This is a genomic window from Clostridium carnis, assembly GCF_054657435.1.
This window is the reverse complement of sequence record NZ_BAAHYS010000001.1, coordinates 1264528-1279066: the sequence shown is the minus strand read 5'-3', so window position 1 is coordinate 1279066 and position 14539 is coordinate 1264528. Positions and strand designations below refer to the sequence as shown.

At 29.5% G+C, this 14539-nt stretch carries 15 protein-coding genes; 14 read left to right on the top strand and 1 reads right to left on the bottom strand.

Annotated features, from left to right (window positions below; translation table 11 throughout):
- Nucleotides 1–31: 31 nt before the first annotated feature.
- Nucleotides 32–1393 carry a YjiH family protein gene (locus ACYQ1T_RS05900; RefSeq protein ID WP_459832872.1) on the bottom strand — a complete coding sequence of 454 codons (1362 nt, stop codon included), beginning with the start codon at nucleotides 1391–1393 and terminating at the stop codon, nucleotides 32–34.
- Between the two features lie 194 nt (nucleotides 1394–1587).
- On the opposite strand from ACYQ1T_RS05900, the gene ACYQ1T_RS05895 reads away from it, so the two are divergent.
- The 14 genes from ACYQ1T_RS05895 to fsa all read left to right on the top strand — a co-directional run bounded on the left by ACYQ1T_RS05895 (nucleotide 1588) and on the right by fsa (nucleotide 14500).
- Nucleotides 1588–2646 carry an AI-2E family transporter gene (locus ACYQ1T_RS05895; protein WP_459832870.1) on the top strand — a complete coding sequence of 353 codons (1059 nt, stop codon included), beginning with the start codon at nucleotides 1588–1590 and terminating at the stop codon, nucleotides 2644–2646.
- Between the two features lie 106 nt (nucleotides 2647–2752).
- Complete coding sequence (gene proB / locus ACYQ1T_RS05890; RefSeq protein WP_459832868.1) at nucleotides 2753–3568, top strand: glutamate 5-kinase; 816 nt, start codon at nucleotides 2753–2755, stop codon at nucleotides 3566–3568.
- A complete protein-coding gene (locus ACYQ1T_RS05885; RefSeq protein ID WP_459832866.1) occupies nucleotides 3568–4812 on the top strand; it encodes a glutamate-5-semialdehyde dehydrogenase in 1245 nt (414 codons plus the stop codon). Before proB ends, ACYQ1T_RS05885 begins: the two co-directional genes overlap by 1 nt.
- A gap of 12 nt (nucleotides 4813–4824) precedes the next feature.
- On the top strand, nucleotides 4825–5295 hold the full coding sequence (locus ACYQ1T_RS05880; RefSeq protein ID WP_459832864.1) for a GNAT family N-acetyltransferase: 471 nt from the start codon (nucleotides 4825–4827) through the stop codon (nucleotides 5293–5295).
- 22 nt (nucleotides 5296–5317) lie between these two features.
- Complete coding sequence (locus ACYQ1T_RS05875; protein ID WP_459832862.1) at nucleotides 5318–6016, top strand: SanA/YdcF family protein; 699 nt, start codon at nucleotides 5318–5320, stop codon at nucleotides 6014–6016.
- Nucleotides 6017–6213: 197 nt separating this feature from the next.
- Nucleotides 6214–7143, top strand: coding sequence for a ribokinase (gene rbsK, locus ACYQ1T_RS05870; protein WP_459832860.1), 930 nt, complete (start codon nucleotides 6214–6216; stop codon nucleotides 7141–7143).
- A 4-nt stretch (nucleotides 7144–7147) separates the two neighbouring features.
- Complete coding sequence (gene rbsD, locus ACYQ1T_RS05865) at nucleotides 7148–7543, top strand: D-ribose pyranase (protein ID WP_459832858.1); 396 nt, start codon at nucleotides 7148–7150, stop codon at nucleotides 7541–7543.
- Nucleotides 7544–7562: 19 nt separating this feature from the next.
- Nucleotides 7563–9065: a sugar ABC transporter ATP-binding protein gene (locus tag ACYQ1T_RS05860; protein WP_459832855.1), complete on the top strand. Its 1503-nt coding sequence runs from the start codon at nucleotides 7563–7565 to the stop codon at nucleotides 9063–9065.
- Between the two features lie 19 nt (nucleotides 9066–9084).
- A complete protein-coding gene (locus ACYQ1T_RS05855) occupies nucleotides 9085–10023 on the top strand; it encodes an ABC transporter permease (protein ID WP_459832853.1) in 939 nt (312 codons plus the stop codon).
- Between the two features lie 22 nt (nucleotides 10024–10045).
- Complete coding sequence (gene rbsB / locus ACYQ1T_RS05850; protein WP_459832851.1) at nucleotides 10046–10954, top strand: ribose ABC transporter substrate-binding protein RbsB; 909 nt, start codon at nucleotides 10046–10048, stop codon at nucleotides 10952–10954.
- Between the two features lie 73 nt (nucleotides 10955–11027).
- Nucleotides 11028–12029, top strand: a complete 1002-nt coding sequence (locus tag ACYQ1T_RS05845) for a LacI family DNA-binding transcriptional regulator (protein ID WP_459832848.1) — start codon at nucleotides 11028–11030, stop codon at nucleotides 12027–12029.
- A gap of 18 nt (nucleotides 12030–12047) precedes the next feature.
- Nucleotides 12048–12860, top strand: a complete 813-nt coding sequence (locus ACYQ1T_RS05840; protein WP_459832846.1) for a transketolase — start codon at nucleotides 12048–12050, stop codon at nucleotides 12858–12860.
- 12 nt (nucleotides 12861–12872) lie between these two features.
- Complete coding sequence (locus ACYQ1T_RS05835) at nucleotides 12873–13799, top strand: transketolase family protein (protein ID WP_459832845.1); 927 nt, start codon at nucleotides 12873–12875, stop codon at nucleotides 13797–13799.
- Nucleotides 13800–13852: 53 nt separating this feature from the next.
- Complete coding sequence (gene fsa / locus ACYQ1T_RS05830; RefSeq protein WP_459832843.1) at nucleotides 13853–14500, top strand: fructose-6-phosphate aldolase; 648 nt, start codon at nucleotides 13853–13855, stop codon at nucleotides 14498–14500.
- Nucleotides 14501–14539 lie beyond the last annotated feature (39 nt).

Genomic DNA, 14539 nt, shown 5'->3' with positions numbered 1-14539 from the left:
GCGCTAGAAAAAGCTTATGACCTCTTTTTATTTAAAATATTAAGTTAGCTGCTAAAACTATAACAGGTAACGTTATTAAAGTTCTTTCTAAGAAAATTATTAATAGTTGGCTTAATGATACTGGTATTTTTGATCCTAATAAAACACCACCAACTTCTGACATATATATTAATTGAGAAACTGATGTACATGCTACGATAAATTTAGTCATATCACTAGTTATACTATTAGCTGCTAAAACAGAAGGTAATAACATATCTGCAAATCCAACTACTAATGTTTGTGATGCTGCTACGGCTTCTGGTACTTGTAAAATTTGAAGTACAGGTACAAATGGTAATCCAAGTATTTCAAATATAGGTGTAAACTCTGCAATTATTAAAGCTGTTGTAGCAAATGCCATAACAACAGGTAAAACACCAAGCCACATATCTATAACATTTTTTAATCCATCAATAAGAAATTTTTTAATATCTGTATTCTTTGAAGCTTTTTCTATAGCTTGATGATATCCCCATGATGTTGGAGTATAACCATCAGGAATAGATTCGCTATCCTTTTTACAGTTACCATTATAATAAGTGTCTGGAATTTTACATAAAGGATAAATTCTAGGTATTATTATTGCGGCAACTACTCCAGCGAAAGATACAGTTAAGTAAAAAGGGATAAATAAGTGTGATAAACCAACTTGACTTATTACAACTAAACTAAATGTTATAGAGACAGCTGAAAAGGTAGTACTTACAATGGCAGCTTCTCTTTTAGAATAAAAACCATCTTCATATTGTTTACTTGTAAGGATTATTCCAAGAGTACCATCTCCAAGCCAAGAAGTAATACAATCTATTGATGAACGTCCTGGTAATGTAAAAATAGGTCTCATAACCTTAGTAAGTATAGCACCAAAGAATTCTAATAAACCAAAGTTTAATAGAAGAGGTAAAAGTAATCCTGCAAATAAAAATATTGAAAATAAAATTGTTAAAAGATCATATAAAACAAATGATCCTGTTGAACTACTTATTATAAAGTTAGGTCCTAATTTAGTAAATGATAAAGTACAAAATACTGCACCAATAATTCTAGATATAAACCATAATGGAGTTACATTAAATAAAGTGTTTAAAAATTCATTTTCTATAATAAACTTAGGCTTTACTATTTTAGTAATAATTGAGCATATTGCTGAAAAGCAAACAGTGGCTGTTATTATAAAAGGTAAACTATTGCCTAAGAGATTAACTAAAAATTTTGATAATACTGCTACAGGTATTGTTATTTCATTATCAAATTTAATTGGAGTCATAAATAATATAATACCTATTAAAGATGGCAATATAAAAAATAAATTAGATTTTAAAGAATAACGTTCTCTTTTTGTTTCTGTCATTAGATTCTCCTTTATACAAAAAAATTAATATTTATACAACAATATTAATTTTAATAGATTTGAAATAAAAAGCAATAGTATATTATGCAAAAAAACTTTGAAATTTATGCAAAAAAATTTTAAATTGTACAAATGTATTAATATTAAGGATAAAAGGACAAACTAACTATAATATTTAAGGTTAGGGTGATATTATGGATAGAAAAAAAGTGATTTCATATTTAATAATTGCTAACTTAATAGTTATATTTATACTTTTAGCTGGGAAAATTGGAATATTTATAAAAATTATAAAAATTGTGTTTAATGTAGTAGTAATTCCAATAATATTTGGAGTGTTTTTATTTTATATTTTAAGGCCTTTAAATAGAGTATTTTTAAAAAAGAAACTAAAAAAAGGCAGAGCAGCTACATTAACGATAATAATATTTATTTTTATAATGTCAGGAGTAGTTAAGTATTTTAGTGAATATTTTATAGGACAATTTATAATTCTAAGGCAGGTTTTAGTTAAAGTAATACAAGAAAAGGAAATAGCAGAGGAGATAAATAGAATTTTTAATGGAGAGTTAATAAATATCGATTATTTTGGGAAATTCGCAGGAGATATTCAAAGGTATACAATAAGTATAATATCAGAAGCTAAAAATATTTTTGATAAAGGAATGCAACTATTTTCTGATATATTATTAGTATTATTAATTCTATTCTACTTATTAAGAGATGGAGATAAAGTAAAAGATAATATTATTAAATATATACCTAAAAAATATAAAAATGCTATGGATGATGCTTTAGATGAAAGTGATAGAGTACTTTCATCATATATATTAGGTCAAGCAATTGTGGCATCTTCATTATCTACAATGGTTTATATAGGATATAAGCTAATAGGTATATCAAATCCATTATTTTTAGCATCTACAACATTTATATTAGCATTTATCCCCTTTATAGGTTTTTTTATATCCATGATTATTCCATATATAATTGCAATAACTATTGGGCCATATATGATAATAAAGCTTTCATTATTATTTATAATAGCTCAAACATTAAAAGGGAGAATAGTTGTACCTTTAATAATGGGTCATGTAATGAAGATACATCCAATAACAGATATTTTTTTAGTTGTAGGTGCAGCAACTTTAATAGGACCAATTGGAGCCTTTGTAGTTGTACCAATTTATGCTTTAGGAAAAGTATTCTATAAATATTTCAGGGAATTTCATTATGGAAATAGGAAGAATTAAGCTATACTACAACAATTTAATGTGGTAAATTACATTAAAACAAATTATAATTTAATAAAGAAATATAGTGAGAATATTATTGAAAAACTTAGGAGTGTTGTAGGAAATGTGCTATCGTAATGAAATTAAAGATGCAAAAAGAATAGTAGTAAAGGTTGGAACATCAACTTTAACTTATGATAACGGAAAAATAAATTTAACTAGAATAGAAAAGCTTACTAGAGTATTATCAGACATATTAAACTCAGGTAAGGAAGTTGTTTTAGTCACTTCAGGGGCTATTGGGGTTGGTGTTTCAAAATTAAAATTAAAAGAAAAACCAAAAAGCATTAGAGAAAAGCAAGCTGTAGCAGCTGTTGGACAATGTGAACTAATGCATATATATAGTAAGTTTTTTGGAGAATATAGCCATGTAGTAGGCCAAGTTCTTTTAACAAGAGATGTAGTAGAAGATGATCATATTAGAGAAAATGTATGTAATACATTTGAAACATTAATTGAGAATGAAATAATACCAATAGTTAATGAAAATGATACTGTATCAATAGATGAAATCGAAAATATAGTGAAGTTTGGTGATAATGATAACTTATCAGCAATAGTATCTAAGCTTGTTAATGCAGATCTTTTAATAATTTTATCTGATATAGATGGGTTTTATGATTCAGACCCAAGAAAAAATTCAGATTCAAAGCTTATAAAGGAAATTTCAGAAATAACACAAGAATTAGAAGAGTGTTGTGGTGGTGCAGGAAGTAACTTAGGGACAGGTGGAATGGTTACAAAGCTAACAGCAGCAAAAACAGCAACTTATGCAGGGGTTAATATGATTTTAGCAAACGGAAAAGAACCAGAAATATTATTAGAAATATTAGAGGGAAAAGAAGTAGGAACTTTATTTAAAAAAATGGAGGTAAAGTAATGAGCGAATTAATACTAAAGGGGCAAAAAGCAAAGGAAGCTTCATATGAATTAGGAAATTTATCAACTACAGAAAAGAATAATGCTTTAAAGAAAATGGCTGAATCTTTAATTGAAAATACAAGTAAGATATTAAAAGCTAACGAAAAAGATTTAAAAGCAGCTATTGAAAAGGGAACATCTAAAGCTATGTTAGATAGACTTTCATTAAATGAAGGTAGAATAGCAGATATGGCAGATGGATTAACTCAACTAATTGCATTACCAGATCCAGTTGGAGAAGTTATATCAATGTGGAAAAGACCAAATGGCCTTCAAATAGGTAAACAAAGAGTTTCTATGGGAGTTATAGGAATAATATATGAGGCAAGACCAAATGTAACTTGTGATGCAGCAGGATTATGTTTAAAGACTGGAAATGCAGTAATTTTAAGAGGTGGAAGTGAAGCTATTAATTCTAATAAAGAAATAGTAAAAGTTTTAGCAAATGCAATTGAAGAAGCTGGTTTACCTAAAAATTCTGTTCAATTAGTAGAAGATACAAGTAGAGAAGTTGCTTTAGAAATGATGAGGCTAAATGATTATATAGATGTTTTAATTCCAAGAGGGGGAGCGGGACTTATACAAGCTGTAGTTAAAAATGCAACAGTTCCAGTTATAGAAACAGGCGTTGGAAACTGTCATATATATGTTGATGAAGATTGCGATTTTGAAATGGCTAAAAATATTATAGTAAATGCTAAGACATCAAGACCAGCGGTATGTAATGCAGCTGAAAAAATGTTAATCAATGAAAAAATAGCGAAGGAATTTTTACCTATAATAGCGAAGGCACTAAAGGATAAAAATGTTGAAATTAGAGGGGATGAAAGCGTAAAAACATTGATAAGTGATGCTGTTTCAGCAACAGAGGAAGATTGGAGTAGGGAATACTTAGATTATATAATAGGAGCTAAAGTTGTAAAAAATGTAGATGAAGCTATAAATCATATAAATAAATATGGCTCAGGTCATTCAGAGGCTATAGTAACTAAAAGTTATGAAAACTCTCAAAGATTTATGCAAAGAGTAAATGCAGCAGCAGTTTATGTAAATGCATCTACTAGATTTACAGATGGATGTGAATTTGGATTTGGAGCTGAAATAGGAATTAGTACACAAAAACTACATGCAAGAGGACCTATGGGATTAGCAGAACTTACAACTATTAAATATATAATTTATGGTAATGGACAAATTAGATAGTAGGAGATGCTAATGAAAATAGATAGAGAAAAATTAAGCTTTAAGATATGTGGATTTTATGATCTAACACATGACGATATTTATGAAATGGTTAAATGTAGATATGAAGTTTTTGTTTGTGAACAAAAAATAGTCTGTGAAAATGATTTTGATGATAAAGATCAAGAATGTTATCATCTACTAGCTTATTATGAAAATAAAGTAATTGCTTATTGCAGGATATTACCATCAGGAATGTCTTATGAAACCCCATCTATAGGGAGAGTTTTAGTCTTAAGTGAATATAGAAAAAACAGGATTGCCCAGGAAATGATGGAGAAAGCTGTAGAATTTATAACAAGTGAGTTAAAAGAAGATAAAATTACTTTATCAGCACAACTTTATGTAAAATCATTATATGAATCATTAGGATTTGAAGTAATTTCAGATATATATGAGGAAGCAGAAATTCCACATGTAAAAATGACATTAAAAAGGGTGTAAGAGTATACTAAAGGGAGGGAAAATGGTAAAAAGGAAGTTGAAAAAATTGGTTAAGCATATGATAATTTTTGTTATAGTAGTAGCAGTTATAGTAATTACAACAATTGCTAGTATTATAACTAAAGTACAAAGTTATGGAGAGAAATATATAATAACTTTAGAAGAGTTACCAAAAGATAGTGATTCAATTATAGTATTAGGAGCTGGAATAAAAAATGATGGTACTCCTACAGATATATTGAAGGATAGATTAGAAACTTCCATTGAGGTATGTGAGAAAAGTGGTAATAAAACTTTTATTTTAACTGGAGATCATAGTCGTGAAGATTATGATGAAGTAAGAGCTATGAAAAACTATGTTATGGAAAATGATATTGATGAAGATAAAATATTTATGGATCATGCAGGATTTAGCACTTATGAAAGTATGTATAGGGCGAAAGAAATATTTGATGTAAAAAAGGCTATAATAGTAACTAATGAATATCATTTACCTAGGGCAATATATATTGCAAGAAAATTAGGAATAGAGGCATATGGGGTTCCTTCAGATAAAAGAGGATATATGTTTATGGGAAGCTACAAAAAAAGAGAACGTTTGGCTCAACTAAAGGATTTTATGTATGTGAATATATTAAAGCCAGAACCAACTTTTTTAGGAGAGACTATTCCAGTAAGTACTTCTGATGGAAGAATTACAGATGATAATAAAGAACTATAATATATAAATCAAATATTAAGTAAAACAGTCTTATTATTTAAAATAGTAAGGCTGTTTTTTTGTTACATAAAAAAATAAAATAAATTTTCAGAAAACACTTGAAAAACGTTTACAAAGAGTTTATTATATAGTTAAGCGGTTCACTGAAGCGGTTAACTAAGAAGAATATAAAGAGTTTAATAGTAGGAGATGGTTTTATGAATAAGGTATGTGTACTTGGAAGTATGAATATGGACTTAGTTTTAAAGGTTAATAATTTACCACAAGTAGGAGAAACTATTTTATCTAAATCATTTGAAAAGATATCAGGGGGAAAAGGTGCCAATCAAGCTGTAGCAGCAAGAAGAAGTGGTGCTGAGGTAAGCATGATATCTAAGATAGGAATAGACGATAACGGAAAAATTCTTAAAAGTAAATTAGAAGAAGATAATATAGATGTAAAATTTGTTTTTGAAGATAAAGATGAATCAACAGGAATGGCAATTATAATGGTTAATGAAAATGGAAACAACTCAATAATAGTTGTGCCAGGATCTAACATGACAATTAGTGAAAATGAAATTGATAAATCAATGGAAACAATAAAAGAAAGTGATATATTAATATCACAATTTGAAACACCTGAAGATATGACATTAAGAGCTTTCAAACAAGCAAAGGAATTAGGGAAAGTAACAATATTAAACCCAGCTCCAGCAAAGAAAATAGGTGATGAAATCTTAAAAGTAACAGATATTATAATTCCTAACGAGACAGAAGCAGAACTTTTAACTGGAGTTAGAGTTGAAAGTCTAGAAGATGCAAAAAGAGCTGGAGAAGTATTTTTAGAATCAGGAGTAGTTTTTGCAATAATAACATTAGGCTCAAGAGGTGCAGCTGTTATAGGAAAAGATTTCTGTGAATTAGTACCAGCATATAAAGTAAATGCAATAGATACAACAGCAGCTGGAGATAGCTTCATTGGAGGATTAAGTTCAAAGCTAGATGTAAAAAATATAAATAAGGAAACTTTAGTTAAGGCTGTAAACTTTGGAAATAAGGTTTCATCATTGGCAGTTCAAAGAAAAGGTGCACAACCATCAATACCATATTTAAAAGAAGTATTAGAAACTTACGGGGAGGATTAATTTTATGAGAAAGACATCATTGCTAAACAGTAATTTAAGTTCAGTAATTTCTAAAATGGGACATACAGATATGCTAGCTATAGGGGATTGTGGTTTACCTATACCAAAAGAGACAGAAAGAATAGATTTAGCATTAGTAAATGGAGTTCCTACATTTATTGATACATTAAAAGTAACTTTAAAGGAATTACAAGTAGAAGAAGTTCTTATAGCAAAAGAAACAATGGATGTTAGTCCAAGTTTATTTGAAGAAATAAAAAAAGAAATAGGAGATATTAAAGTAACATTTATATCTCATGAAGAGCTAAAAAAAGATTTGAAAAAATGTATGGCAGTTGTTAGAACAGGTGAACAAACACCTTATGCAAATATAATTTTAAAATCAGGAGTTGTATTTTAGTTAAAGGGAGGTATTTAATATGGAAAAAAGAATACCAATGCTAAAAATGGAGGGAGTATCAAAAATATTTCCAGGAGTTAAGGCATTAGATAATGTTAATATCACAGCTTATGGAGGAGAAGTTACAGCTTTAATGGGAGAAAATGGAGCTGGAAAATCAACACTAATGAAAATCCTTAGTGGAGTTTACCAAAAAGATGAAGGTAAAGTATTTATTGATGGTGAAGAAGCTAAGATAAAAGGAATAAAATCAGCCGAAGAATATGGTGTAACAATAATACATCAAGAGATGAGTGTTTTAAACAATCTTACAGTAGCTGAAAATATATTTTTAGGAAATGAAAAATATCAAAGGTTTACTGGGAGGATAAACAAAAAGGAATTAATTGAAAGAAGTAAATTATTCTTAGAACAAATTGGTTGTAATATTGATCCAAGCAGGCTAGTAGCCAATATTAACGTTGGTGAAAAACAAATGGTAGAAATAGCAAAAGCTTTAACTAAAAATGCAAGAGTAATAATAATGGATGAACCTACAACAGCTTTAACAGAAGTAGAAACAAAAAGTTTGTTTAAGGTTATAGACAACTTAAAGAAAAAAGGAATTGCAATAATTTATATATCACATAGAATGGAAGAAATTTTTGCTATATGTGATAGAGTGGAAGTTTTAAGAGATGGAAAATATGCGGGAAATGCTTTAATAAAGGATATTGATAATGATAAGTTAATTTCTATGATGGTAGGAAGAAAAATAGAAGATCAATTCCCATATAGAGATATAAAAAAAGGAAAAAGTATTTTAGAAGTTTCAAACCTATGCTCACAAGAAGGTGTTAATAATGCTACTTTTGAAGTAAGGGAAGGTGAAATATTAGGAATAGCAGGTCTTATGGGTTCAGGAAGAACTGAGCTTGCTAAAACTATATTTGGTGAATATAAGAAAACTTCAGGAAAAGTAAAGATTAAAGGAAAAGAAGTAAATATAAAAAGTATTCAAGAAGCTATAGATGAGGGCATTTGTTATTTATCAGAAGATAGAAAAAAAGAAGGATGTGTTCTTAGTTTATCAGTAGCAGATAATATGATTTTATCTAATCTTAAGAAATATGAAAATTCATGGAAGTCAATAGATAAAAATAAAGCCATGAAAGAAGTAGATTACTACATAGATAAGATAAAAATAAAAACTCCAAACAGAGACCAATTAATAAAAAATCTTAGTGGAGGAAATCAACAGAAAGTAATACTAGCTAAATGGTTAATGTTAGCTCCAGAAGTATTAATAATAGACGAACCAACTAGAGGAATAGACGTAGGAGCTAAAAAGGAAATATATGAACTATTAAATGAACTTAAGGCCATGGGAAAAGCAATAATAATGATATCATCAGATATGCCAGAAGTTCTAGGTATAAGTGATAGAATAATTGTAATGAGTGAAGGTAGAATATCTGGAGAGTTATCAAGAGAAGAAGCTTCACAAGAAAGTATTATGAAATTAGCTGTAGGAATGAATTAAAGAGGTAGGGGGAAGTAAAATGAACATTAATTTTAAAGAAACTGTATCTAAATATAAATCTCTTATAGGCTTAGTGCTATTATGTGTAATAATTACTTTTGTTGCACCAGCATTCTTAACACTATCTAACATAACTAATGTATTTACTCAAGTTTCTGTTAATGCAATCATTGCAGTTGGTATGACTTTTGTTATCTTAACTGGAGGAATAGACTTATCAGTAGGATCAACATTGGCTATAAGTGGTGCACTTGGAGCATCAATAATTAAATCTACAGGGAATATATTCTTAGCAATTGTAGCGGCAGCAGCAGTTGGTATAGTTATAGGTTTAATAAATGGACTTTTAATATCAAGAGGAAAGTTACAAGCTTTTATTGCAACATTAGCAACAATGACAATATTTAGAGGAGCAACATTAGTATTTACAAACGGTACTCCAATATCTAAATTACCAGAGGAATTTGTTAAGATAGGAAATGGTAAAATAGGATTTTTACCAATACCAGTTATCATTACTGTAATCGTTTCTATAATAGCTATATACGTTTTATCACAAACTAGATTCGGAAGATATCTTTATGCATTAGGTGGAAATGAAGATTCAGCTAGATTATCAGGAATAAATACAACTAAAATAAAAACTCTTGTATATGTTATATCAGGTTTTGCATCATCAGTAGCAGGTGTTATTATTGCAAGTAGAATAGGGTCAGCTTCACCAAATGCTGGAGTTGGATTTGAATTAGATGCTATAGCAGCAGTTGTAATTGGAGGAACTTCATTAGCTGGTGGAGAAGGTAAAATATCAGGAACATTAATAGGTGCTCTTATTATAGGAGTATTAAATAATGGATTAAACTTAATGAATGTATCACCATTCTATCAATCAATAGTAAAAGGATTAGTTATTTTAATAGCTGTATTATTAGATAAAAAGAGCAGAAAAAAAGCATAATTGCAAACTAGGAGGATATGCCATGAAGACTATAAAAAAAGTATTAGCTTTAGGGTTAGTAGCTGTTATTGCAATGGGTACCTTGATTGGATGCTCAAGAAGTAAAGATGATAAAAAGGTAGGAATGGTTCTATCTACTTTAAATAACCCATTCTTTGTAAGTATGAAAGAAGGAGCAGAAAAAGAAGCAGAAAAATTAGGATATGAACTAATAGTTTTAGACTCACAAAATGACCCAGTAAAAGAAAGATCAAATGTAGAGGATTTAATTCAACTTGGAGTTGTTGCATTACTAATTAACCCAACTGATAGTGATGCTGTTGTTAAATCAGTAGAAATTGCAAATGAAAAAAGTATTCCAGTAATAACTCTAGATAGACAATCAAATGGAGGAGTAGTAACAAGTCATGTAGCTTCAGATAACGTAAAAGGTGGGGCTATGGCAGCAGAATTTGCACTAGAAACGTTAAAAAGTGAATCAAATATTAATGTTGTTGAGCTTCAAGGTATTCCAGGGGCATCAGCTACAAGAGATAGAGGAGCAGGATTCCATAGTATTCTGGATAACAAGTCAAATATAAAATTTGTATCAAGCCAAGCAGCAGATTTTGATAGACAAAAAGGGTTACAAGTTATGGAAAATGTAGTGCAAGGGAATTCAGATATACAAGTAGTATTTGCCCATAATGATGAAATGGCATTAGGTGCAGCAAAGGCTATACTAACTAGTAATATAAATGCAATAGTTATAGGCTTTGATGGAAATGATGATGCTTTAGATGCAATAGAAAAGGGTGAGATGACTGCAACAGTAGCGCAACAACCAGACTTAATTGGAGCATTAGGCGTTCAGTTAGCATCTAAAATATATGCTGGTGAAACTGTTGATAAGGAAATTGCAGCAGATTTAAAAATAGTAAGCAATAAGTAACTTAAAGATCTCTATGGTATAATTAAAGTAGTAATAAATAAAGCAAGTTAACTAGGGGTAAGAGGTGTAATATATGAGTAAAACAACACTACTAGATATAGCTAAATATGTAAATGTATCTAGGACAACAGTATCGATGGTACTAAATAATAAAGCAATAAATGTTTCAGAGGAAACAAGAAATAAAATATTTGAAGCAGCAAAAGAACTTAATTATATACCAAACTCACTGGCTAGAAGTTTAAGTACTAACAAGAGTTATACCATAGGATTTGTAATACCAGATATAGAAAATCCATTTTTTGCAGAAATGGCAAAGGCTATAGAGACGGAAGCTGAAAAACAGGGATATAGTATAATTTTATGTAATACATTTAATAGTGGTAAAAAAGAAGAAGAGTATATAAAGTTACTTATAAGTAAGCTAGTAGATGGAGTAATAATTGTAGGAAGTGGAGAAGAAAATAAATCTATAGACCTTTTAAGAGGTAATGATATTCCATTTGTTATCGTAGATAGGCATGTTGATAATGAAGAAAAAGTCAATGGAGTTTTCTGTGATAATGAATATGGAGTAAAGATAGGAATAGAATATTTAATGCAAAAGGGATATAAAAATATAGCTTTTGTTGGATTGGATAAAAAGAAAATAAGTAAAAACTCAAGATTGCAATATTTTAGTGAAATATCAAAGAATTATAATATATTTAATAGTGAACTTATAGAAGAAAGTGAAATATCTCTAGAAGGTGGGATAATAGCTACTGAAAAATTAATAAATAAAAATATACCTATTGATGTAATATTTTATGGTAGTGACGTTATGGCAATAGGAGGAATGAAGTGTTTATTAAGAAAGGGATACAAGATACCAGAGGATATAAGTATATTAGGATATGATAACATTGGGATTTGTCCTTTTATTGAGCCAGAATTAACTACAATAGCTCAACCTATATATAATATGGGAAAAGAATCCTGTAATTTATTAATAGAAGTGATAAATAATAAAAAACAACAGGAACGTATAATAAATTTAAATCCATACTTAGTAGAAAGAAAAACAATAAAATAGATTGGTTGGTGGATATTTATGAATAAAGAAAATTTAATTTCTACATCAAAGAATGTAAGACGTAATATTATAGAAATGCTTTATGAATCAAAATCAGGGCATCCAGGTGGATCATTATCATGTGCAGACATAATAACTTATTTATATTATGAAAAAATGAACATAGATGTAAATAACCCAAAGTGGGAGGGTAGGGATAGATTTGTATTAAGTAAAGGACATGCAGCTCCAGCTCTTTACTCAGTATTAGCAGAAAAGGGATTCTTTTCTAAGGATGAATTAAAAAGCTTAAGAAAAATAGGAGGGTTACTTCAAGGGCATCCAGATTCTAAAAAAATACCAGGAGTTGATGTATCAACAGGATCATTAGGACAAGGAATATCAAATGCAGCAGGTATGGCAATAGGACTTAAATTACAAAGAAAAACTTCAAAGGTTTATGCAGTTTTAGGAGATGGAGAGCTTCAGGAAGGATTGGTTTGGGAAGCATCAATGGCAGCAGCACATTATAAATTAGATAATTTAGTAGCAGTAATTGACTTTAATGGACTTCAAATTGATGGAAATAATGAAGATGTTATGGGAATAAAACCATTAGATAAAAAGTTTGAAAGCTTTGGGTGGAACGTGATTTGTTGTAATGGTCATGATTTTGATGAAATAGATAATGCATTTAAAAAAGCTGATGAATGCAAGGGAAAACCAACTGTAATAATAGCAAAAACTATAAAAGGAAAAGGCGTTAGCTTTATGGAAAACCAAGCAGGGTGGCATGGTCAGGCTCCAAATGAAGAGCAAAAAGAAAAAGCGTTAGTGGATATTTGTAAATAGGAGGATTTAAGAATGGGTAAGGCAACAAGAGAATCATATGGAATGGCATTAGTTGAACTTGGAAAAGAAAATGATAAGGTTGTGGTATTAGATGCTGACCTTTCTAAATCAACAAAAACAAATGACTTTAAAAATATGTTTAAGGATAGATTTTTTAATGTTGGAATAGCAGAACAAAATTTAATGGGAATGGCTGCTGGGTTAGCAAATGTGGGGAATATACCATTTGCAAGTACCTTTGCAGTATTTGCAACAGGAAGAGCATTTGAAGTAATAAGAAATTCAATTTGCTATCCTAAAATGAATGTAAAAATAGCAGCGACTCATGCAGGAATAACAGTTGGGGAAGATGGTGGATCACATCAATCAGTAGAAGATATAGCTCTTATGAATTCACTTCCAAATATGACTGTAATAGTTCCTGCAGATCATAGAGAGGCTATGCAAGCAACAAAAGCAGCTGCAAATTTTGTTGGTCCAGTATATTTAAGATTTGGAAGATGTAATACAGAAGATATATTTGATGATAATTATAAATTTGAAATTGGAAAAGGTGTTGAACTAATAAAAGGTAATGATATAACTGTTATTGCAACGGGAATGATGGTTCAGAAGGCTATAGAAGCTTCAAAAGAATTAGAAACTGAGGGAATTAGCGTAAGAGTTATAAATATGTCAACTATAAAGCCGATAGATAGAGAAATAATAATAAAAGCAGCAAAAGAAACGAAAGCTATAATAACAGCGGAAGAACACTCAATAATAGGTGGACTTGGTGCCATGGTTTCACAAGTTGTATGTACTGAATGTCCAACTAGGGTAAAAATGATTGGGATAAAAGATACATTTGGTGAATCAGGAACTCCAGATGAACTAATGAAAAAGTACGGATTAACTACAGAAGAAATTATTAAAGAAGTTAAATCAATTTTAGGTTAGTGTATAGAATAATTTATTAAAAAATAATTATAAATAGATTGGAGTGGAAGTTTATGAAAATATTTATTGATACAGCAAACATTGAGGAAATTAGAAAAGCAAACGAATTAGGTGTTATATGTGGAGTTACAACAAATCCATCATTAATAGCTAGAGAAGGAAGAGACTTAAAGGAAGTAATAAATGAAATTTGTTCAATAGTTGATGGTCCAATTAGTGCAGAAGTTATGAGTTTAAAGTCAGATGAAATGGTTGAAGAAGGAACTAAATTATCTGCAATGCATAAAAATATAGTTATTAAAATTCCAATGTGTGAAGAAGGATTAAAGGCTGTAAAGCAACTATCTGCAAAAGGAATAAAAACTAACGTAACATTAATATTTTCACCACTGCAAGCTTTATTAGCAGCAAGAGCTGGAGCCACTTATGTTAGTCCATTTTTAGGAAGAATGGATGATATCGGAAATCCAGGTATTGATTTAATTAGACAAATAGCAGAAATATTTGATATTCATGGAATACAAACAGAAATAATATCTGCAAGTGTAAGAAATCCAATGCATGTATTAGATGCAGCTTTAGCAGGCTCACATATTGCAACAATACCATATGGAGTAATTGTTCAAATGACAAAACACACTTTAACTGATATAGGGATAGATAAATTTATAGCAGATTATGAAAAGGCGTTTGGAAAGTAATATATAGAAAAAAGTAAGAATATATAAGTAAATATTAGT